Source organism: Burkholderia reimsis, assembly GCF_003294055.1.
GTDB classification, from domain to species: Bacteria; Pseudomonadota; Gammaproteobacteria; order Burkholderiales; family Burkholderiaceae; genus Burkholderia; species Burkholderia cepacia.
This window is the reverse complement of the sequence record NZ_QMFZ01000021.1, coordinates 60,701-82,888: the sequence shown is the minus strand read 5'-3', so window position 1 is coordinate 82,888 and position 22,188 is coordinate 60,701. Positions and strand designations below refer to the sequence as shown.

Annotated in this window: 16 protein-coding genes and 1 riboswitch; of the genes, 5 read left to right on the top strand and 11 right to left on the bottom strand. The window is 67.6% G+C overall.

Annotated features, from left to right (window positions below; all coding sequences use genetic code 11):
• Positions 1 to 19: 19 nt before the first annotated feature.
• A complete protein-coding gene (thiS, locus tag DPV79_RS23335) occupies positions 20 to 217 on the bottom strand; it encodes a sulfur carrier protein ThiS (protein ID WP_011350713.1) in 198 nt (65 codons plus the stop codon).
• Positions 218 to 249: 32 nt separating this feature from the next.
• A complete protein-coding gene (locus DPV79_RS23330; protein WP_060060545.1) occupies positions 250 to 1,386 on the bottom strand; it encodes an FAD-dependent oxidoreductase in 1,137 nt (378 codons plus the stop codon).
• A gap of 225 nt (positions 1,387 to 1,611) precedes the next feature.
• Positions 1,612 to 1,735: riboswitch (TPP riboswitch) on the bottom strand.
• 269 nt (positions 1,736 to 2,004) lie between these two features.
• Between DPV79_RS23330 and DPV79_RS23325 the strand changes: the two genes are divergently transcribed.
• From DPV79_RS23325 to DPV79_RS23310, 4 genes are all read left to right on the top strand, one after another.
• Positions 2,005 to 3,774, top strand: a complete 1,770-nt coding sequence (locus DPV79_RS23325) for an ABC transporter ATP-binding protein/permease (protein ID WP_021163928.1) — start codon at positions 2,005 to 2,007, stop codon at positions 3,772 to 3,774.
• The gene (locus DPV79_RS23320; RefSeq protein WP_113046580.1) at positions 3,771 to 4,547 is read left to right on the top strand and encodes an SDR family NAD(P)-dependent oxidoreductase; all 777 of its coding nucleotides are present in this window, start codon (positions 3,771 to 3,773) and stop codon (positions 4,545 to 4,547) included. Before DPV79_RS23325 ends, DPV79_RS23320 begins: the two co-directional genes overlap by 4 nt.
• Positions 4,548 to 4,785: 238 nt before the next feature.
• Positions 4,786 to 6,048 carry an MFS transporter gene (locus tag DPV79_RS23315; protein ID WP_027788552.1) on the top strand — a complete coding sequence of 421 codons (1,263 nt, stop codon included), beginning with the start codon at positions 4,786 to 4,788 and terminating at the stop codon, positions 6,046 to 6,048.
• A 25-nt stretch (positions 6,049 to 6,073) separates the two neighbouring features.
• Positions 6,074 to 7,408, top strand: a complete 1,335-nt coding sequence (locus DPV79_RS23310; RefSeq protein ID WP_113046578.1) for a D-amino acid dehydrogenase — start codon at positions 6,074 to 6,076, stop codon at positions 7,406 to 7,408.
• 306 nt (positions 7,409 to 7,714) lie between these two features.
• Here DPV79_RS23310 and thpR read toward each other — a convergent pair whose 3' ends face one another.
• The 5 genes from thpR to DPV79_RS23275 form a co-directional block, all read right to left on the bottom strand.
• On the bottom strand, positions 7,715 to 8,293 hold the full coding sequence (gene thpR / locus DPV79_RS23300) for an RNA 2',3'-cyclic phosphodiesterase (RefSeq protein ID WP_048025756.1): 579 nt from the start codon (positions 8,291 to 8,293) through the stop codon (positions 7,715 to 7,717).
• A complete protein-coding gene (locus DPV79_RS23295; protein ID WP_111998303.1) occupies positions 8,290 to 9,780 on the bottom strand; it encodes an alanine/glycine:cation symporter family protein in 1,491 nt (496 codons plus the stop codon). The genes thpR and DPV79_RS23295 overlap by 4 nt, the downstream gene beginning before the upstream one ends.
• Positions 9,781 to 10,090: 310 nt before the next feature.
• Entirely contained in the window at positions 10,091 to 11,557 is a 1,467-nt protein-coding gene (locus DPV79_RS23290; RefSeq protein ID WP_021162703.1) for a glutamate synthase subunit beta, read from the bottom strand.
• Between the two features lie 85 nt (positions 11,558 to 11,642).
• Entirely contained in the window at positions 11,643 to 16,346 is a 4,704-nt protein-coding gene (locus DPV79_RS23285) for a glutamate synthase-related protein (protein ID WP_113046575.1), read from the bottom strand.
• A gap of 289 nt (positions 16,347 to 16,635) precedes the next feature.
• The gene (locus tag DPV79_RS23275; RefSeq protein WP_006477151.1) at positions 16,636 to 17,349 is read right to left on the bottom strand and encodes a transposase; all 714 of its coding nucleotides are present in this window, start codon (positions 17,347 to 17,349) and stop codon (positions 16,636 to 16,638) included.
• A gap of 192 nt (positions 17,350 to 17,541) precedes the next feature.
• On the opposite strand from DPV79_RS23275, the gene DPV79_RS23270 reads away from it, so the two are divergent.
• On the top strand, positions 17,542 to 18,273 hold the full coding sequence (locus DPV79_RS23270; protein ID WP_113046573.1) for an OmpW/AlkL family protein: 732 nt from the start codon (positions 17,542 to 17,544) through the stop codon (positions 18,271 to 18,273).
• A 188-nt stretch (positions 18,274 to 18,461) separates the two neighbouring features.
• On the opposite strand, the gene ugpQ is transcribed toward DPV79_RS23270, so the two are convergent.
• The 4 genes from ugpQ to ugpA are packed head-to-tail and all read right to left on the bottom strand — an operon-like array spanning position 18,462 to position 22,105.
• The gene (gene ugpQ, locus DPV79_RS23265; protein WP_113046625.1) at positions 18,462 to 19,232 is read right to left on the bottom strand and encodes a glycerophosphodiester phosphodiesterase; all 771 of its coding nucleotides are present in this window, start codon (positions 19,230 to 19,232) and stop codon (positions 18,462 to 18,464) included.
• A gap of 28 nt (positions 19,233 to 19,260) precedes the next feature.
• Positions 19,261 to 20,346 carry a sn-glycerol-3-phosphate import ATP-binding protein UgpC gene (locus tag DPV79_RS23260; RefSeq protein ID WP_113046572.1) on the bottom strand — a complete coding sequence of 362 codons (1,086 nt, stop codon included), beginning with the start codon at positions 20,344 to 20,346 and terminating at the stop codon, positions 19,261 to 19,263.
• 32 nt (positions 20,347 to 20,378) lie between these two features.
• Positions 20,379 to 21,224: a sn-glycerol-3-phosphate ABC transporter permease UgpE gene (gene ugpE, locus DPV79_RS23255; RefSeq protein WP_113046571.1), complete on the bottom strand. Its 846-nt coding sequence runs from the start codon at positions 21,222 to 21,224 to the stop codon at positions 20,379 to 20,381.
• Positions 21,221 to 22,105, bottom strand: coding sequence for a sn-glycerol-3-phosphate ABC transporter permease UgpA (ugpA, locus tag DPV79_RS23250; protein WP_039366730.1), 885 nt, complete (start codon positions 22,103 to 22,105; stop codon positions 21,221 to 21,223). Before ugpA ends, ugpE begins: the two co-directional genes overlap by 4 nt.
• Positions 22,106 to 22,188: the final 83 nt, after the last annotated feature.

Here is a 22,188-nt window from a genome sequence, read left to right as displayed (position 1 = left end):
GGGGACGAACCGGCGGCGCTCAGCCGCCCGCGACCGGGTGCACGACGTCGAGCTTGTCGCCCGCCGCGAGTGCGCGCGCCGCGTGCTGCGTGCGCGCGACGAAGTTGCCGTTCAGCGCGACCGCGTACGGCGGACGCGCGCCGTACGCGGCGAGCGCGTCGGCCACCGTTGCGCCGTCGGGCAACGTCAGGTTCTGTTGGTTGATCTGGATGTCCATGAGGCTTCGTCGAATTCGGTCGGCGGTGCGCGTCAGGCCGGCTGGCGCGCGTCGTTGCGGTGATGAAGGAGCGTCGGCCAGCGCTCGGCGTCGCGCCACGCGGCGAACGCGTCGGGATCGCCGAACGCGCCGCCGAGCGCGGCTTCGGCAAGCGCGACGGCCGCGTGCGCGACTTCCGGCGCGATCATGAAGCCGTGCCGGTACAGGCCGTTGACGGCGAGCGTCGACGCACCATCCCAGATCACCGCCGGGCGATGATCGGGCAGCGTCGGCCGGCACTGCGCATTGAGTTCCAGGATGCGCGCCTCGCCGAACGCCGGATGCACGGAGAACGCCGCGCTCAGCAGTTCGAGCGCGGAGCGCACGCTGACGGGCGACATGTCCTCGCCCTCCACCTCGGTCGCGCCGATCACGTAGAGATCGTCCTGCTTCGGTGCGATGTAGAGCGGGTAGCGCGGATGCAGCAGCCGCACGGGCCGGGTGAGCCCGATGCCGGGCGCGTGCACGCGCGCGACTTCGCCGCGGATGCCGCGCAACGCGGGCAGCGCGGGTTTCGCGCCGAGCCCGCGGCAATCGATCGTGAAATGCGCGGCAGGCAGGTTCGCATCGTCGATCGTGACGTGCCAGTGCAGGTCGACGCCGCGCTCCGCGAGGCCGGCCGCGAGCGCGCGCAGCGCCTGGCGATTGTCGAGCTGGCCTTCGTTCGGCAGCAGCAGGCCGCGCGCGAAGCGGCCCGCGAGCACCGGCTCGGCCGCGTCGACCTGCGCGCCGGCGAGGGTCACGAAACCGTTGTCGAACAGGCCGGCCGGCGCGTTCGCGCGCACGCGCCGCTCGAACAGCGGCGCCTCCGCGCGGTCCGCGTGATGCCAGACGACGAGCGTGCCGTGATGCTGGAAGAAGACGGGTTCGGGCAGTTCCGCGAGCCACTGCGGCCAGCGCGCGAGCGACGCGGCGCCGAGCTCGGTGATCAGCAGCTCCGCGCTCGCCGCTTCCGCGAGCGGTGCGAGCATGGCGGCCGCGATCCACGCGGCCGACTGCTCGCCGTCCGGGCCGCCGCGCTCGTAAAGCGCGACGCGATGGCCGTCGCCTGCGAGCCGCCATGCGATCAGGCGGCCGACGAGGCCGCCGCCGAGCACCGCGAAATCGGGGTGGGTGTCCCGGACGTTCATCGCGCCCCCTCCGCGCGGGCGCGCCCGACGAACGTCGACGCGCACGCGCCGCCGCATGCGAACGCACGCGACATCGGGCCGGGAACCATGCAAAAGACTGAAGATTGTGCGGTCATCATTCCTTCCGTAACGCGCAATGCGCGTACCCAAAAGGACGAAACCGGCAGCAAAGGCCGGCCGGGCGGGACTCGGGCGCTGACCATGTGGGATGGCAGCCAGCGCGACCCGGCGGGATCAGAAACTTCCCTCGCCGGTATTACCCGGATCGGGTGCGAAGGGTCTTTCTCAGCCTCATTGCGCTGCCCGGAACATCCGCCGGCCGCGCCACAAAGCACCCCTGTTTCGTCGTCGGCCATTAGACCATAAAAGCGGAAAGCGCCGCAAACTGTCCCCCTTGCGGCAAATTCGCCGTCGTGCCGCGCCGCTCTGGCACAATGCCCGCAGGCCGGCCGCACGAGCGGCCGGTTGCCGCGTCACCGCCGGCCTTAAGTGCCGTTTAAGACACGCGGGCGACCATCCGGACGCCCGCCGTCAGTCGGCGCCGCGTCCCGGCATGCCGTATCGCGGCGCGCGCCCGGCTTCGCCCGGCCCGCGCGCCGGCTACTCATCAGGAAGCACATGACCCAATCGATCGATCCCGTCCGCTCCGCCTCCGACGCGCCGCAGGACGAGCGCCCGGTATCCGCATGGAGCCTCATCAAGCCCTACTGGGTATCGTCCGAATGGAAAATCGCATGGGGCCTGCTGGTCGCGATCATCGCGATCAACCTCTGCGTGGTCTGGATCAACGTCCGGCTCAACAAGTGGAACGCGGAGTTCTACAACGCGCTGCAGTCGAAGGACGTCCACGACTTCCCGAACCTGCTGATGCAGTTCTCCGCGCTCGCGTTCGCGTTCATCATCCTCGCCGTGTACGGCCGCTACCTGCGGCAGATGCTCGGCTTCCGCTGGCGCCAGTGGCTCACCGACCGTTTTCTCGGCCAGTGGCTCGGCGATCGCGCGTTCTACCGGATCGAACGTGACCGTCTCGCCGACAACCCCGACCAGCGGATCACCGACGACCTTCAGTCGTTCTCGACGACCACGCTCGCGCTGTCGCTCGACCTGCTGTCGACGGTCGTCACGCTCGTGTCGTTCATCACGATCCTGTGGTCGCTCGCCGGCGCGCTGACGCTCTCGCTCGGCGCGACGCCGATCACGATCCCCGGCTACATGGTGTGGGCGGCGGCGCTGTACGCGGTGGTCGGCTCGCTGATCATCCAGAAGGTCGGCCACCCGCTCGTGTCGATCAACTACCAGCAGCAGCGCGTCGAGGCCGACTTCCGCTTCGGGCTGATCCGCGTGCGCGAGAACGCCGAGCAGATCGCGTTCTACGACGGCGAGAAGACCGAGACCGGCAACGCGCAAAACCTCTTCATGCGCATCCGCGACAACTGGTGGCGCGTGATGAAGTACACGAAGCGGCTCACGTTCGTGCTGAGCTTCTACGGGCAGATCGCGATCATCTTCCCGCTCGTCGTCGCCGCGCCGCGCTATTTCGCGGGCGCGTTCTCGTTCGGCGTGCTGATGCAGATCTCGTCCGCGTTCGGCACCGTCAGCGATTCGTTCTCGTGGTTCATCAACAGTTACTCGACCCTCGTCGAGTGGCGCGCCACCGTCAACCGTCTGCGCGAATTCAAGCGCGTGATGGGCACGTCGCACCTGAAGGAAAGCCTGTCGCCCGCGACCGAGCACGGCGGCATCAACCTGCATTACGTCGACGCCGCGAAGCTGTCGACGTCGTCGCTCAAGCTCGCGCTCCCGAACGGCAACGCGCTCGCGAACATCGGCAGCGTCACGATCGAGCCCGGCTCGCGCTGGCTCGTGATCGGCAAGTCGGGTTCCGGCAAGAGCACGTTCATGCGCGCGCTCGCGGGGCTCTGGCCGTTCGGCGACGGCGCGATCGATGCGCCGGTCGGCGCGCGGATGATGTTCGTGCCGCAAACGAGCTATCTGCCGATCGGCACGCTGAAGGCCGCGCTCACCTATCCGGCGACAGCCGACGCGTTCAGCGACGAAGCCTGCCGCGACGCGCTGCGCGCATGCCGCCTCGACGATTATGCCGAGCGCCTCGACGAGACCGCGCACTGGACCCGCGTGCTGTCGCCGGGCGAACAGCAGCGCCTCGCCGGCGCGCGCGTGCTGCTGCACAAGCCCGATTTCCTGTTCCTCGACGAAGCGACGAGCGCGCTCGACGCCGACAACGAGGCGCGCCTGTACCACCTGTTCGCCGAACGGCTGCCGAAGGCCGCGATCGTCAGCATCGCGCACCGCGAGTCGCTGGCCGCGTTCCACGTCGGCACGATCAACGTCGAGCGCGTGAACGACAGCGACAAGGTCGCCGCGTGAGGCCACGCGCCGCGCACGTCGCCCGGATCGCGCTGATCACCGGCGCCGGTTCGGGGATCGGCGCGGCGCTCGCGCGGCGGCTCGCGGCGCCCGGCATCGCACTGGCGCTGCATGCACGCGGCGCGGACGAAGCGGCACGCGTGCGGCTCGCCGAAGTCGCCCGCGCGTGCACGGCGGCCGGCGCGGAGTGCGTCACGCTCACCGGCGATCTCGGCGAGCCGGACGTGGCCGCGTCGCTCGTCGATGCCGCCGCCACGCGCTTCGGCGGGATCGATCATCTCGTCGCCAACGCCGGCTTCGCCGCGCGGCAATCCTTTTCCGGTCTTTCTTCGGACGCGCTCGCGTCCGCCTTCGCGGCGATGCCCGGCGCGTTCTCCGCGCTCGCGGGCCGCGCGAGGCCGCTGCTCGAGGCGTCGGCCGCGCCGCGGATCGTCGCGGTCAGTTCGTTCGTCGCGCACCGCTACCGCGCCGACGCGCCGTTCGCGGCCACCGCTGCCGCGAAGGCCGCGCTCGAATCGCTCGTGCGCACCGCCGCCGCCGAATTCGCCGCGCGCGGCATCACCGTCAACGCGGTCGCGCCGGGCTTCACGCGCAAGGACCACGGGCCGAGCGCCGGCAACGCCGACGCGTGGGCGCAGGCCGAACAGGCGACACCGCTCGGCCGGATCGCCGAACCCGACGACGTCGCCGCGCTGATCGCGTTCCTCCTGTCGGATGCGGCGCGACAGATCACCGGGCAGATCGTCCACATCGACGGCGGCCTGACGCTCTGAATCGAGCGGCCGTACGTCGTGCGGTCGCGCGGGACGTCGCTGCCGCCGACGTTGGCGTGGCACGCGAGCGCGATCGGCGCTCGCACGTTCCCGGGACACCCGCCGTTCCACGCTGCCCTCCTACCCTCGCCGCCCGCCGCGCCCTCGCTCCCGTCTTTTTGGCGCCCCGCTCCCCGCCCGTAAAATAACCGCCACGCGGCAGCGCGAGACAGGACGAGACAACAGGGGGACGGCAAGCATGCAGGCATTCCAGTGGTTCGACGAGCTGTCGACACGCGAACGCAGGACGCTGTATGCCGGATTCGGCGGCTACGCGGTCGATGCGTTCGACTTCATGATCTATTCGTTCCTGATTCCGACGCTGATCGCGGCCTGGGGCATGACGAAGAGCGAGGCCGGGATGATCGCGACGAGCTCGCTGATCTCGTCGGCGCTCGGCGGCTGGGTCGCCGGCATCCTCGCCGACCGCTACGGCCGCGTGCGCGTGCTGCAGTGGACGATCGCGACGTTCGCGCTGTTCACGTGCCTGTCCGGCTTCACCCATTCGTTCTGGCAACTGCTCGCGACACGCACGCTGCAGGGCTTCGGCTTCGGCGGCGAATGGTCGGTCGTGACGATCATGATGGCCGAGACGATCCGCTCGCCCGAACACCGCGCGAAAGCCGTCGGCACCGTGCAGAGCAGCTGGTCGTTCGGCTGGGGCGCGGCCGCGATCCTCTACTGGGCGTTCTTCGCGCTGCTGCCCGAGCAGGTCGCATGGCGCGCATGCTTCTGGATCGGCATCGCGCCCGCGCTGTGGATCCTGTACATCCGCCGCAACGTCAGCGATCCGGACATCTACACGGCCACCCGCCGCGCGCGCGACGAAGGCCGCGTGTCGGGCCACTTCCTCGAGATCTTCTCGCCGCCGCACCTGCGCGCGACGCTGTTCGGCAGCGCGCTGTGCACCGGGATGCTGGGCGGCTACTACGCGATCACGACGTGGCTGCCCACCTACCTGAAAACCGTCCGCCACCTGTCGGTGTTCAACACGAGCGGCTACCTCGTCGTGCTGATCGTCGGCTCGTTCGTGGGCTACGTGGTAGGCGCGATCCTGTCCGACCGGCTCGGCCGCCGCGCGTCGTTCATCCTGTTCGCGATCGGCTCGTTCTCGCTCGGCATGGCGTACACGATGCTGCCGATCACCGACACCGCGATGCTGCTGCTCGGCTTCCCGCTCGGGATCGTCGTGCAAGGGATCTTCGCGGGCGTCGGCGCATACCTGTCGGAGCTGTATCCCGGTGCGATCCGCGGCTCGGGCCAGGGCTTCTGCTACAACCTCGGGCGCGGGCTCGGCTCGTTCTTCCCGATCCTCGTCGGCTCGCTGTCGCAGTCGATGTCGCTCGTGAAGGCGATCGGCCTCGTCGCGGGCGGCGGCTACCTGCTCGTGATCGTCGCGGCGCTCGTCCTGCCGGAAACGCGCGGCAAGTCGCTCGTCGACGATCCGGCCGTCGCGTCCTGAGCAACCGCCACGTTCCGGAAACCGCATGCACGTGATCGTTCTCGGCGCCGGCGTGATCGGCGTCACCACTGCCTGGCACCTGCGCGAAGCAGGTTGCGAGGTCACCGTGATCGAACGCGAGGCCGATGTCGCGCAGGAGACGAGCCTCGGCAACGCGGGCGTGATCGCGCCCGGCTACGTGACGCCGTGGGCCGCCCCCGGGATGCCCGGCAAGATCCTCAAGTACCTGTTCGAGCCCGCGTCGCCGCTGATCTTCCGGCCGACGCTCGAAGCCGCGCAGTGGCGCTGGATCGCGCGCTGGCTGCGCGAATGCGAATTCGAGCGGTTCCGTGTGAACAAGCAGCGGATGCAGCGCATCGCCTATTACAGCCGCGCATGCCTGCACGCCTTTCGCGACCGGCATCCTTTCGACTACGGCGCGAGCCGGGGCTACCTCCAGCTGCTGCGCGGTGCGTTCGACGTGCAGATGGTCCAGCCCGCGCTGAAGGTGCTGCGCGACGCCGGCATCGCGTTTCGCGAGCTCGATGCGGCCGGCTGCACGGCGATCGAGCCGGGCCTGCGCTGGGCGCGGCAGGCACCCGTCGGCGGCATCTACCTGCCCGACGACGAAGCGGGCGATTGCGCACGCTTTACGCGTGAACTGCGGGCGCTGTGCGAAGCAAACGGCGTGACGTTCCGCTTTCACACGGTCGTGCAGGCGCTCGACGTTGAAGCGGGCCGGGTGCGCGGCGTGCGGACCGTCGGTAACGGCAACGAGGATGGCGATACGCCGGATCGTGCACGAGCGCATCCGCACGCATCGAACGCCGGCAGCAAGCAACGCGACGCGCGGCTCGCCGCCGACGCGATCGTCGTCGCGCTCGGCGTCGACAGCGCCGCGCTGCTGCGGCCGCACGGCATCGACGTGCCGCTCTATCCGGTGAAGGGTTACTCGGCGACGCTTTCCGTCGTCGACGACGAAAAAGCGCCGCACGCCGCGCTGATGGACGAATCGCTGAAGACGGCGATCACGCGCTTCGGCCCGACGTTGCGCGTCGCGGGTACGGCGGAACTCGGCAATCGGCATGCAGCGCTGCGCCGGCAGGCGCTCGATACGCTGATGAAGGTGCTCGACGACTGGTTCCCGCACGCGGCCGATCGCGCATCGGCGCGCTTCTGGGTCGGCCGCCGGCCGATGACGCCCGACGGGCCGCCGCTGCTCGGCGCGAGCGGGATCGACGGGCTCTGGCTCAACGTCGGCCACGGCTCGACGGGTTGGGCGATGTCGATGGGGTCGGGGAAGGTGGTGGCGGATCTCGTCACGGGACGGGAACCGGAGATCGACTTGTCGGGCCTGACGCTCGCGCGCTACGGCCGGTAGGCCCGGTGGCCCGGTGGCCTGCTGCCTCGGTGCCTCGGTGCCTCGGTGCCTCGGTGGCTCGGTGGCTCGGTGGCTCGGCGGCTCGGCGGCTCGGCGGCTCGGCGGCTCGGCGGCTCGGCGGCTCGGCGGCTCGGCGGCTCGGCGGCTCGGCGGCTCAGTGGCTCAGCTGGCCCGGCAGGCTCGGCAGGCTCGGCAGGCTCGGCAGGCCCGGCAGACCCGGCAGACCCGGCAGACCCGGCAGACCGGACGATATCGCCGACGCGATACACATCGCGTCCGGCAATCACACCACGGCGCGCAAGCCGCTCACTGCGGCGCCAGACCGTCCGCCTCACTATCCGCCCATGCGATCGGCGCGGACACGACCGGCCGATGCGACACGCCCTCGTGCGATAGCCGGCTTTCGAACAACGTCAGCGCTTCGACACGCACCGCGACCGCCCGACCGGGCGCACCGCCGTGCGCGGGCTGGCCGACCGCATCGCGCGGCAGCCGCGCGAGCGTCACGTGCGGCCGGAACGGCCGCCGGTCGGCCGGCACGCCGAGTTCGCCCAGCAGCGCAACCAGCCCGGCATTCAACGCCAGGCAGGCAGGATCGGCCGCGAGCTCCGCGACGATCAGCCTCGCGCGCGGCAGGCTCGGCCACCACGCGATCCGCTCGACCGGCAGCAACGGCAGCGCATGGGCGGCCGCGAGCGCGGGCAGATGCGCGGCCAGCGCCTCGCATCGGTCCCGTTCGATCGCGCCGATGAACGCGAGCGTCATGTGCAGTTGCGCGGGCTGCGTGCGCCGCGCCCCGCGGGTGACCGGCAACGCGTGCAGCGCGTCGCGCGAAGCCGCATCGGGCATCAGCGCGACGAACGCACGGAGCCGGTCGCCGTTCATGACTCGCTCACCGCGGCATGCGGGGTGCGTGCCGTTTCAGCCGAAGCGGGACGCTGCGGCAGCGGGCCGTGCTCGCCCCACACGTCGGCCGGCAGCACGCGCGCGAGCTCGGGGATCGTGTTGCGCGTGAACACCGGATCGGCGATACCCGCCGCGCGCTGGCGACGATAGTCGGCCCATGCGGCGTGCGCATGCTTGCCGAGCGCGAGGATCGCGATCAGGTTGATGATCGCCATCAATCCCATGCTCGTATCGGCCATCGCCCAGACGAGCGGCAATTGCCCGACGCTGCCGAACATCACCATGCCGAGCACCGCGACACGGAACAGCGGCAGCACGCCGCGCCGCTTCGTGATGAATTCGACGTTGCCCTCCGCATACGCGTAGTTGCCGATCACCGACGAAAACGCGAGGAAGAAGATCGCGACGGCCATGTAGATGCCGCCCCAGTCGCCGACGTGGCTCGAGATCGCGCGCTGCGTGAGCGCCGCGCCTTCCATCCCCGTGCCGACTTCGTACTGGCCCGACAGCAGGATCACGAACGCGGTCGCGCTGCAGATCACGATCGTGTCGACGAACACGCCGAGCATCTGGATCAGCCCCTGCGTGACGGGGTGCCGTGTGCTCGCGGTCGCGGCCGCGTTCGGCGCGCTGCCCATCCCCGCTTCGTTCGAGAACAGCCCGCGCTTCACGCCGATCGCGATTGCCTGGCTGACCGCGTAGCCGGTCAGGCCGCCTGCCGCCTGCTCGAGGCCGAATGCGCTCCTCACGATCAGCGCGATCACGTCCGGCACGAGCGCGATGTGCGTCGCGACCGCATAGACCGCGAGCGCGAGATAGCCGATCGCCATCAGCGGCACGATCACCTGCGCGACCGTCGCGATGCGGCGGATGCCGCCGAAGATGATCGGTGCGGACAGCAGGACGAGGCCGAGGCCGACCGTCTCGCGGCTCCAGCCGAACGACGTATGGAAGGCGTCGGCGATCGCGTTCGCCTGCACCGCGTTGAACACGAAACCGAACGCGAGGATCAGCGACAGCGAGAACAGCACGCCGAAGCCGCGCGAGCGCAGGCCCGTCTGGATGTAGTACGCGGGGCCGCCGCGATAGCTGCCGTCCGGGTGCGACACCTTGAAGATCTGCGCGAGCGTCGCCTCGACGAACGCGGACGACATCCCGACCAGCGCCGTCATCCACATCCAGAAGATCGCGCCCGGGCCGCCGACCGTCAGCGCGACCGCGACGCCGGCGATGTTGCCGGTGCCGACGCGGCTCGCGAGCCCGGTCGCGAACGCCTGGAACGACGAGATGCTGCCCGGCTCGCCCTTGCTGCCGACCAGTTTCATGCTGAGGAACAGCGCCTTCAGCTGGATCATCCGAAACCGCAACGTGAACCACGCACCGGCGCCGAGCAGCAGCGCGATCAGCACGTAGTTCCACAACACGCCGTTGACGGCGTCGATCAGCCCATGCAGGAGTGCTTCCATCCGGTTTCCTTGTAAATAGGGTCAGTCATGAGCGTCGACCGCGAACGCGGCCCGAGGGGCGACATGATATGACAGTTTTCAAGGATTATTACAAAACGAAAGGATTTGGGATGACGAGAAATCGCGCCCGGATGTCATCAGGTTAGACGACGCTTCGCGAAAATGAGGCGTGACGGCACGGCAAGGCAGCCCGATCGGACGGCGCCGTCTCGCACGTGAAACCGGAGCGCCCCGGCTGGCGCCAGCCACAAAAAAACCGGGCGCCCTTTCGGACGCCCGGCTTCCGTCGAATCCGCTCGCGATATTCAGCTTATCGCGGCAGGTTCGAATGCCCCATCAGGTACGCATCGACCGAGCGCGCGCACTGGCGGCCTTCGCGGATCGCCCACACCACGAGCGACTGGCCGCGACGCATGTCGCCTGCGGCGAACACCTTGTCGACCGACGTGTAGTACGAGCGATCGCCTTCGGTCGCCGCCCGTGCGTTGCCGCGCGCGTCCTTCGCGACGCCGAACGCTTCGAGCACCGGCGCCGCCGGCTGCGTGAAGCCCATCGCGAGCAGCACGAGATCGGCCTTCAGTTCGAACTCGGAGCCCGGCACTTCCTGCATCTTGCCGTCCTTCCACTCGACGCGCGCAGCGATCAGCTTCTCGACCTTGCCGTTCTTGCCTTCGAGACGCTTCGTCGCGACCGCCCAGTCGCGCTCGCAGCCTTCCTCGTGCGACGACGACGTGCGCAGCTTGATCGGCCAGTACGGCCACACGAGCGGCTTGTTCTCCTCTTCCGGCGGCTGCGGCAGCAGCTCGAACTGCGTGACCTGCTTCGCGCCGTGACGGTTCGACGTGCCGACGCAGTCCGAACCCGTATCGCCGCCGCCGATCACGATCACGTGCTTGCCCTTCGCGAGCAGCTGGTCGGCGAGCTTGTCGCCCGCGTTCACGCGGTTCTGCTGCGGCAGGAAGTCCATCGCGTAATGCACGCCGGCGAGCTCGCGGCCCGGCACCGGCAGGTCACGCGGCGTTTCCGAACCGCCCGCGATCACGACCGCGTCGAATTCTTCCTTCAGCGTGTCCGGAGAAATGGTTTCCTTCGCGAGGCTGCCGATCGACTCGGGCAGCGGATCCTTGCCGATGAACACGCTGGTGCGGAACGTCACGCCTTCCGCTTCCATCTGGCGCATGCGGCGGTCGATCAGCCACTTCTCGAGCTTGAAGTCGGGAATCCCGTAACGCAGCAGGCCGCCGACACGGTCGTTCTTCTCGAACACCGTCACGTCGTGGCCCGCGCGCGCGAGCTGCTGCGCGGCGGCGAGGCCCGCGGGGCCCGAACCGACGACCGCAACCTTCTTGCCCGTCTTGTGCTCGGCCGGCAGCGGCTTCACCCAGCCTTCCGCCCAGGCCTTGTCGATGATCGCGTGCTCGATCGACTTGATGCCGACCGGGTCGTTGTTGATCCCGAGCGTGCACGCCGCCTCGCACGGCGCCGGGCAGATGCGGCCCGTGAACTCCGGGAAGTTGTTGGTCGAATGCAGGACTTCGATCGCCTGCTGCCAGTCCTGGCGGTAAACGAGATCGTTGAAATCCGGAATGATGTTGTTGACCGGGCAGCCGTTGTTGCAGAACGGGATGCCGCAATCCATGCAGCGCGCGCCCTGGACCTTCGCGTCCGCGTCGGTCAGTGCCGCGACGAATTCCTTGTAGTGCTTCACGCGCGTGAGCGGTGCTTCGTACGCCTCGTGGCGGCGTTCGAACTCCAGAAAACCGGTTGCCTTGCCCATAAGGTGCTCTTCTGTTCGGTGTATCGGGTGGGGGAGCCGCGCGCGGCCGTCAGGCGCGCGCGGCATTCGCTATGTCGTTCGTCGCTCAGGCGGCCAGTTCTTCCTTCGCCGCCTTCTTCGCACCGATCTCGCCCAGCGCGCGCTTGTATTCGTGCGGGAACACCTTCACGAACTGGCGGCGCGCCGCGTCCCAGTTTTCCAGCAGCGACTTCGCGCGCGGCGAACCCGTGAACTGGAAATGACGCTCGACGAGCCCCTTGAGCAGCGCTTCGTCCGTCGTGCCTGCATGCCAGAGTGCGCGGTCGACCGTGCGCTCCTGCTCGGCCTGCTGCAGCACCGGCTCGAGCGCGACCATCGACTTGTTGCACTTCGCCGCGAACGTGCCTTCCGGATCGTAGATGTACGCGAGACCGCCCGACATGCCGGCCGCGAAGTTGCGCCCGGTCTCGCCGAGCACGACGACCGTACCGCCCGTCATGTATTCGCAGCCGTGGTCGCCCGTGCCTTCGACGACCGCCGTCGCGCCCGAGTTGCGCACGCAGAAGCGCTCGCCCGCGACGCCGCGGAAGAAGGCTTCGCCTTCGATCGCGCCGTACATCACCGTGTTGCCGCAGATGATGTTTTCCTCGGACTTGCCGCGGAAGTCGTTGGTCGGACGGATGATGATCCGGCCGCCCGACAGGCCCTTGCCGACGTAGTCGTTGCCGTCGCCGACGAGGTCGAGCGTCACGCCCTTCGCGAGGAACGCGCCGAAGCTCTGGCCGGCCGTGCCCTTCAGCTGGATATGCACCGCGTCGTCGGCCAGGCCGTCGTGGCCGTGCTTCTTCGCGATCACGCCCGACAGCATCGCGCCGACCGTGCGGTTCACGTTGCGCACCGGCTGGATGAACGACACGTGCTCGCCGTTCTCGATCGCCGCCTTCGCCTTCTCGATCAGCACGTGGTCGAGTGCGCGCTCGAGGCCGTGATCCTGCACGTCGACGTGACGCGGCGCGACGTCCTCGCACTCTTCCGGCTGGTAGAACACGCGCGAGAAGTCGAGGCCCTTCGCCTTCCAGTGCTCGATGCCCTTGCGGGTGTCGAGCAGGTCGGCGCGGCCGATCAGGTCGTCGAACTTCGCGACGCCGAGCTGCGCCATGATCTCGCGCACTTCCTCGGCGACGAAGAAGAAGTAGTTCACGACGTGCTCGGGCTGGCCCTTGAACTTCGCACGCAGCACCGGATCCTGCGTTGCGACGCCGACCGGGCACGTGTTCAGGTGACACTTGCGCATCATGATGCAGCCTTCGACGACGAGCGGTGCCGTCGCGAAGCCGAATTCGTCCGCACCGAGCAGCGCGCCGATCACGACGTCGCGGCCGGTCTTCATCTGGCCGTCGGCCTGCACGCGGATTCGGCCGCGCAGGCGGTTCAGCACCAGCGTCTGCTGCGTTTCGGCGAGGCCGAGTTCCCACGGCGTGCCCGCGTGCTTGACCGACGACAGCGGCGACGCACCCGTGCCGCCGTCATGGCCGGCGATCACGACGTGATCGGCCTTCGCCTTCGCGACACCGGCCGCGACCGTGCCAACGCCCACTTCCGACACGAGCTTCACCGAGATGCTCGAGCTCGGGTTCACGTTCTTCAGGTCGTGGATCAGCTGCGCCAGATCCTCGATCGAGTAGATGTCGTGGTGCGGCGGCGGCGAGATCAGGCCGACACCCGGCACCGAGTAACGCAGCTTGCCGATGTACTCGGACACCTTGTGGCCCGGCAGCTGGCCGCCTTCGCCCGGCTTCGCGCCCTGCGCCATCTTGATCTGGATCTGGTCGGCCGATGCCAGGTACTCGGCGGTGACGCCGAAGCGGCCCGACGCGACCTGCTTGATCTTCGAGCGCAGCGAATCGCCGTCCTTCAGCGGAATGTCGCTGACGATCTCGTCGCCGATCACCGACTTCAGCGTCTCGCCCGACTTGATCGGAATGCCGCGCAGCTCGTTGCGGTAACGCTTCTCGTCCTCGCCGCCTTCGCCGGTGTTCGACTTGCCGCCGATCCGGTTCATCGCGATCGCGAGCGTCGCGTGCGCTTCGGTGCTGATCGAACCGAGCGACATCGCGCCCGTCGCAAAGCGCTTGACGATGTCCTTCGCCGGCTCGACGTCGTCGATCGGGATCGCCTTGGTCGGCTCGACCTTGAACTCGAACAGGCCGCGGAACGTCATGTGACGCTTGGTCTGGTCGTTGATCAGGTGCGCGTATTCCTTGTACGTCTGGTACGAGTTGCTGCGCGTCGCGTGCTGGAGCTTCGCGATCGAGTCCGGCGTCCACATGTGGTCTTCGCCGCGCACGCGGTACGCATACTCGCCGCCCGCGTCGAGCATGTCGCGCAGGACCGGGTTGTCGCCGAATGCGTCGCGGTGCAGGCGGATCGCTTCTTCCGCGACCTCGAACAGGCCGATGCCGCCGACCTTCGACGCGGTGCCCTTGAAGTACTTCTCGACGAGGTCGCTCGACAGGCCGAGCGCTTCGAAGATCTGCGCGCCCGTGTACGACATGTACGTCGAGATGCCCATCTTCGACATCACCTTCTGCAGGCCCTTGCCGACCGCCTTCGTGAAGTTGTAGACGGCCTTCTCCGGCGACAGGTCGCCCGGCAGGCCTTCGGCCATCTTCGCGAGCGTTTCCATTGCGAGGTACGGGTGCACGGCTTCCGCGCCGTAGCCCGCGAGCAGCGCGAAGTGGTGCGTCTCACGTGCGGAGCCCGTCTCGACGACGAGGCCCGTGCTCGTGCGCAGCCCCTGCTGGACGAGGTGCGTGTGGATCGCCGACGTGGCGAGCAGCGCCGGGATCGCCACATGCTCGGCGTCCGTCTTGCGGTCGGACACGATCAGCATGTTGTAGCCCGACTTGACCGCGTCGACAGCTTCCGCGCACAGCGACGCCAGGCGCGCCTCGATGCCTTCCTTGCCCCACGCGACCGGATAGCAGATGTTCAGCTCGTATGCGCTGAACTTGCCGCCCGTGTACTGGTCGATCGCGCGGATCTTCGCGATGTCCTTGAAGTCGAGCACCGGCTGCGACACTTCGAGACGCATCGGCGGGTTGATGTTGTTCGTGTCGAGCAGGTTCGGCTTCGGGCCGATGAACGACACGAGCGACATCACCATGTTCTCGCGGATCGGGTCGATCGGCGGGTTCGTGACCTGCGCGAACAGCTGCTTGAAGTAGTGATAGAGCGTCTTGTTCTTGTTCGACATCACCGCGAGCGGCGAGTCGTTGCCCATCGAACCGACGGCTTCCTCGCCCTGCTGCGCCATCGGCGCCATCAGGAACTTCAGGTCTTCCTGCGTATAGCCGAACGCCTGCTGGCGGTCGAGCAGCGCGGCGCCCTGCGTGCGGCCGGCCGCGACTTCCTCGGCCTTCGGCTCGATCTCGTCGAGCTTGATGCGCACCGCGTCGATCCAGCTCTTGTACGGCTTCGCGTTCGCGAGGTTGTCCTTCAGTTCCTTGTCGTCGATGATGCGGCCGTGTTCCATGTCGATCAGGAACATCTTGCCCGGCTGCAGGCGCCACTTCTTGACGATCTTCGATTCGGGGATCGGCAGCGTGCCGGCTTCCGACGCCATGATCACGAGGTCGTCGTCGGTCACGATGTAGCGCGCCGGGCGCAGGCCGTTACGGTCGAGCGTCGCGCCGATCTGGCGGCCGTCGGTGAACGCGATCGCGGCCGGGCCGTCCCACGGCTCCATCATCGCGGCGTGGTATTCGTAGAACGCGCGGCGGTTCTCGTCCATCAGCGTGTGCTGTTCCCACGCTTCCGGGATCATCATCATCACCGCATGCACGAGCGGGTAGCCGGCCATCACCAGCAGTTCGAGGCAGTTGTCGAACGATGCGGTATCCGACTGGCCCGGGTAGATCAACGGCCACAGCTTCGGCAGGTCGTCGGCGAGCACGTGCGACGCGATCGCGCCGGTACGCGCGTTCAGCCAGTTCACGTTGCCCTTCACGGTGTTGATCTCGCCGTTGTGCGCGATCATCCGGTACGGGTGAGCCAGTTCCCACGCCGGGAACGTGTTGGTCGAGAAGCGCTGGTGCACGAGCGCGAGCGCCGACACGACGCGCGCGTCCTGCAGGTCGCGGTAGTACACGCCGACCTGGCCCGCGAGCAGCAGCCCCTTGTAGACGATCGTGCGCGCCGACATCGACGGCACGAAGTATTCCTTGCCGTGCTTGAGCTTCAGCGCCTGGATGCGGTGGCTCGCCGTCTTGCGGATCACGTACAGCTTCCGCTCGAGCGCGTCCGTCACCATGATGTCCTTGCCGCGGCCGATGAAGATCTGGCGGATCAGCGGCTCGCTCGCCTTGACCGTCGGCGAGATCGGCATCGCATGGTCGACCGGCACGTCGCGCCAGCCGAGCACCACCTGGCCTTCGGCCTTCACCGTCCGCTCGAGCTCCTGCTCGCACGCGAGACGCGATGCGTTTTCCTTCGGCAGGAAGATCATGCCGACCCCATATTCGCCGGCCGGCGGCAGATTCACGCCCTGCTTCGCCATTTCCTCGCGATAGAACGCGTCCGGAATCTGGATCAGGATGCCCGCGCCGTCGCCCATCAGCGGATCGGCGCCGACCGCGCCACGGTGATCGAGATTCTCGAGGATCTTCAGACCCTGCTGGATGATCTCGTGGCTCTTCTTGCCCTTGATGTGAGCGACGAAGCCGACGCCACAGGCGTCATGTTCGTTTTGCGGGTCGTACAGACCTTGTGCGGCGGGCACCGCGGCGAGCGGCTGCTGGTGGTCGTTCATGGGGACACCGTCGTAAAGGGGGCCTGGAGGCCGTTGAACCATTTTCTTGTTGCCGTCGATCCCGCTCCCGACGGGAGACGGCGCGGCCGACAGTGGGTGGGCATGCTTCGCCCGGGCCACCGGAATTCGGAATATACGCGACGAATCAAGGGAATAGCAACAAAAACCGCTTGATCGAACCCCAATTAAACGGACGCCTCGATCTGGTGCCATTTTATTGGGGTCGTATCGTTTTGGTGCAAAAAGAAGCGGCGCCCGCAGCGCCGCCTCCTGAACCGCCGTTTCTGCGTTACTGCTGGATCGGCGGCGTGTTTTCACGCACCTTTCTGGGGCGTCCGCGCGGCAGCGGCGACACGCGCCTGTTCGCGGTACGCGCCGCCCACTCGCGGTAATTCTCGCCGCCGAGCACCCAGCCCTTCAACGTCGCCTGCTGCAGCTGGTCGGCCTGCCGCTCGTCGAGCGGCTGTTCGCACAGCTCCTTGTACGCGCGCTGGCGGTCGAACGGCGTATTGCCGAGCGCCCAGTAGAGCGGATGGTCGGTGATCAGGCTGTCGACGGTGAGCCCGACGTGGTGCCGGTAGCTCGACCAGCGATAGGCCTCGGGCGTCGCGACGAGCTGCGCGCGCACCGGGCTCATCTCGACCACGCGGCTCGCGAGCAGGAAATAGCGCTCGCCTTCGATCACGGTCGCGCGATAGCGGCCTTCCCACAGGGTGCCGCGCCGCGAGTAGCGCCGGTTGAAATGCGCGACGTAGCGACGGCCGACGGCCTGCATCGCTTTCGGCAGGCTCGCTTCGTCGCTCGGCGTCACGAGCAGTTGCACCTGGCGCGGCAGCAGCACGTAGGCATGCACCGACAGGTGATGATCGCGTGCGGCGGCCTTCAGGCAATCGATGAAGAGTTCGTAGTCCTGGTCGTCGACGAACGCGGGTTGCTGATCCAGGCCGCGCAGTATCACGTGCTGCGGCTGGTCGGGAACGTAGAGTCGTGCTAACCGTGCCATGCTGAATGTCCGTTTGAACGCGTTAGGAAATACCCGGGGGTCCGAAATGCGCACCTGCGTTGAATCCCTGTCCCCGCTGGGCGCGAAAGCGTACGGTCGTACGAAACCTAGGGAGAAAACTCTAACTTACGAGCTTGTTTGGTTTTAAACGCAGTCGTCATAATGAGCACGCCTTTGATCGGAGGAGACACAATGAAACGAAAACTGGCCATTACGGGGGCCGCAGCGCTCGCATTCACGTTTGCGGGCGGTACGGCACATGCACAATCCGCAGGTGATTTCTACGTCAGCACCGGCTGGTTCCACCTTGCGCCGCAGGACAGCAGCGACCCGCTGTTCGTCTACGGCGTAGGCGGCACGCCCATCAACCAATCGATTCCCAACACCGGCGCCGGCATCAACGACGCTGATACGCTTGGACTCGCAACGGGCTACTTCATCACCGACCATATCTCCACCGAGCTCGTTATGGGGATACCGCCGAAGTTCGACATTACCGGCAAGGGTCAGTTCGATAGATTCGGCGTACTCGGCCGTGCGTACCAGTGGAGCCCCGCCGTCTTGCTGCGCTACCACTTCAACGACGCCAACGCGAAGTTCCGACCGTATGTCGGCATCGGCGCGACGTACGTCTGGTTCACCGGTGCAAAGATCACGAACAGCAGCTTCGAGAACGGCGTGCTCGGCGGCCCGACCAGCGCCACGACCAGCAACCAGTGGGCGCCTGTCTTCAACGCCGGCTTCACGTACAACTTCACGAAACACTGGTTCGCAGGCCTGTCGCTCTCGTACATCCCGGTCAGCGTGACGGCGACCTTCACGACGGCCCGCCGGACGCCGGTCGGCACGCTGACGGAAACGTCGAAGGCCCATATCTCGCTGAACCCGATCGTCACGTACCTGAACGTCGGCTACCGCTTCTAAGCGTAGTCGAATATTTGGGGAATGGTTAATCCTGCTGCAATTTGTAGCGGATTTTTCCTGGCGTAACGTCTCCACGATGCAAAACGCCCCGGCGGAAATCCCGTCGGGGCGTCGTTTTTTCGCGTCAGGCACGTTCCGCGCAAGGGTTTCGCCGGACGCCGGCGTGGCTCACGCCGTGGCCGGGGCCATCAGACGACCTCGATGTCGTCCAGCGCATCGGGTGCGATCAGGTCGATGCGGTCCGTGCAGACGGCATCGACGCCCCAACGCGCGAGTTCGCGTGCCCGTTCGAGGTCGTTCACCGTGTAAACCAGGATGCGCAGCCCGGCAGCCTTGATCGCGCGCACAAGCGGTTCGTCGAGCCGACTGTGGTCTGCATGCAACGATACGCAGTCCAGCGCATCGATCACCTGCGCATGCCAGTCGTCCGGCACGACTTCGTAGAGCATCCCGCGCGGCAGGCACGGCACGGTCGCGCGCGCCTGCTGCAATGCGTCGAACGAGAATGACGACAGCAGCGGCGCCACGGCGGCATCGCGCCAGTACGCGGCCGCGTCGGCGGCCACGCGCCGCCCCGTTTCGCGCTCGCGCCCGGGGCACGGCTTGATCTCGACGTTCGCGGCCAGCCCGTGCGCGATGCAGCGCGCCGCGGCCGCCGCGAGCGTCGGCATCCGTTCGCCCGCGAAGCGCGCATCGCGCCACGCGCCCGCGTCGAGCGCGGCAAGCGTCGCATAACGCATGCCCGCCGCCGCTCCGTGGCCGTTCGAGGTCCGGTCGACCGTGTCGTCGTGCAGCAGGAACGTCACGTCGTCGGCCGACAGCTTCGCGTCGAACTCGACCATCCGGTGACCGCGCCGCGCGCCCTCGTCGAGCGCGGCAAGCGTGTTCTCCGGCGCGAGCGTGCCTCCGCCGCGATGAGCGACGACGCGCGGATAGGGCCAGTCGGTACGGGTGATCATCGTCGGTCTCTCGGCGGATGCGGCGGTTTCAGCCGGCACGCTTGCCGGTCTCGGGATCGAAGAAATGCAGCCGGTGCGCAGGCAGCGCGGCCGCCAGCGCCGTGCCGCGCGCGGGGCGGTCCGCGTGCGGCAGGCGCACCGCGACGTCATGGTTGCCCCAGCGGCCGTGCGCGAGGTTGTCCGCGCCGAGGAGCTCGCACGAGTCGACCGGCAGCGTCGCCTGCGCGACGCCCGGCTGCGGTGTCATATGCTCCGGACGCACGCCGAGCACCCAGTCGCGCCCGGTGGCGATCTCCGCGCCGATGCCGGGCGAACCGGCGACCGGCAGCGCGGGGCCGCCGCCCGCGACCGTGAAGGTCGCACCGTCTTCCGACAGCCGGCCGTGCATCAGGTTCATCGCGGGAGAGCCGATGAAGCCCGCGACGAACACCGTCGCCGGTTTCTCGTACACGTCGACCGGCGCGCCGATCTGCTCCGCGTAACCGCGGTTCATCACGATCACCCGCTGCGCGAGCGTCATCGCCTCGATCTGGTCGTGCGTCACGTACACGCTCGTCGTCGCGAGCCGCGCATGCAGCCGCTGGATCTCGAGCCGCATCTGCACGCGCAGCTTCGCGTCGAGGTTCGACAACGGCTCGTCGAACAGGAACACTGACGGCTCGCGCACGATCGCGCGCCCCATCGCGACGCGCTGCCGCTGGCCGCCCGACAGTTCGCGCGGCCGCCGCGCGAGCAGCGGCTCGAGCTCGAGGATCTTCGCGGCCGCGGCCACCCTCGAATCGATCGTCGCGCGCTCGATCCCGCGGATCTTCAGCCCGTAGCCCATGTTCTGCGCGACCGTCATGTGCGGGTACAGCGCATAGTTCTGGAACACCATCGCGATGTCGCGGTCCTTCGGCTCCAGCGTGTTGACGACCCGGTCGCCGATCGCGATCTCGCCGTCCGTCACGCTCTCGAGCCCCGCGATCATCCGCAGCAACGTCGACTTGCCGCAGCCCGACGGGCCGACCAGCACGATGAATTCGCCGTCGGCGATCTCCACGTCGATGCCATGCAGCACGTGCTGCTTGCCGTCGTAGGATTTCCTGACGCCCTTCAAGCTCAGCGCAGCCATACCTGGTCCTTCTCCCGGTTACCGTCCGTGGTTCATTTCTCGGAATCGACGAGGCCGCGCACGAACCAGCGCTGCATCGCCAGCACGACGACGAGCGGCGGAATCATCGCCAGCAGCGTCGCCGCCATCACGTATTGCCATTCGGTCGCGGCGTCGCCGCTCGCGATCATCATCTTGATGCCCACCACCGCCGTCGACAGCGATGCCTCCGTCGTGATCAGGATCGGCCACAGGTACTGGCTCCAGCCATAGATGAACGTGATCACGAACAGCGCCGCGATGCTCGTCTTCGACAGCGGCAGCACGACGTCCCAGAAGAAGCGCATCGGCCCCGCGCCGTCGATGCGCGCGGCGTCCATCAGTTCGTCGGGCAGCGTCATGAAGAACTGCCGGAACAGGAACGTCGCGGTGGCCGACGCGATCAGCGGCAGCGTCAGCCCGGCGTAGGTGTTCGTCAGGTGCAGCGTCGACACGACCTGCACGGTCGGGAAGATCCGCACTTCCACCGGCAGCATCAGCGTGACGAAGATCAGCCAGAACGCCGTGTTGCGGAACGGGAAACGGAAATAGACGATCGCGTAAGCGGACAGGATCGATACCGCGATCTTGCCGACCGAGATGCCGAGCGCCATCGCGAAGCTGTTCACCAGCAGGCGGCCGAACGGCGCCGTCGTGCCGCCGCTGCCGTGCCCCCAGATGTACGCGATGTTCTCGAACAGGTGCGTGCTCGGCACGAGCGACAGCGGCACCGTGAACACTTCCTGCGCGTTCATCGTCGCCGCGCAGAACGCGACGTAGACGGGAAACACGATCAGCACCACACCGGCGATCAGCACCGCGTGGCAGAACAGGTCGAAGCCCTTGCGATTTTCGATCATGCGTATTGCACCCTGCGTTCGACGAAGCGGAACTGGATCACCGTGAGTCCGACGACGATGATCATCAGCACGACCGACTGCGCACCCGAGCTGCCGATGTCGAGCCCCTGGAAGCCCTCCGCGAAGATCTTGTAGATCAGCGTCTTCGTGCTCTGCGCCGGGCCGCCGCCCGTGGCTGCGTCGATCACCGGGAACGTGTCGAAGAATGCGTAGACGAGGTTCACGACCAGCAGGAAGAAGCTGGTGGGCGACAGCAGCGGCAGCACGATGTTGAAGAAGCGTCGCACCGGCCCGGCGCCGTCGATCGCGGCCGCCTCGATCAGCGAGCGCGGGATCGCCTGCAGGCCCGCGTAGAAGAACAGGAAGTTGTAGCTCACCTGTTTCCACACCGACGCGAGCACGACCAGGAACATCGCCTGGCCGCCGTTCAGCGCGTGGTTCCACACGATGCCGCTCTTCGCGAGCGCATAGGTGATCAAGCCAATGCTCGGGTTGAACAGGAATGCCCACAACACGGCGGCGATCGTCGGCGCGACCGCATACGGCCAGATCAGCAGCGTGCGGTACACGCGCGCGCCGCGGATCACGCGATCGGCGCACGCGGCGAGAATCAGCGACACGACCAGTCCGCTCACCGTAACGAGTGAACTGAACACCAGCGTCGTGCGGAATGAATCGAGATACAGCGGATCGGCGAACAGGTGGGTGAAGTTCGCGAGGCCGACGAATTCGCTCGACGTGCCGAACGCGTCCTGCATCTGCGTCGACTGCCACAGCGCGACGCCGGCCGGCCACAGGAAGAACACGGCGGTGATCGCGAGCTGCGGCGCGATCAGCAGGTACGGCAACAGGCTCGTACCGAAACGGGAACGGGATTGCATCGCGGATATCCGGTCAGGCGCAACGGAAAGGTGGCCGTGCCGCCGGCCGGCGCGTGCATCCGGACAGGATGCGACGCGGCCGG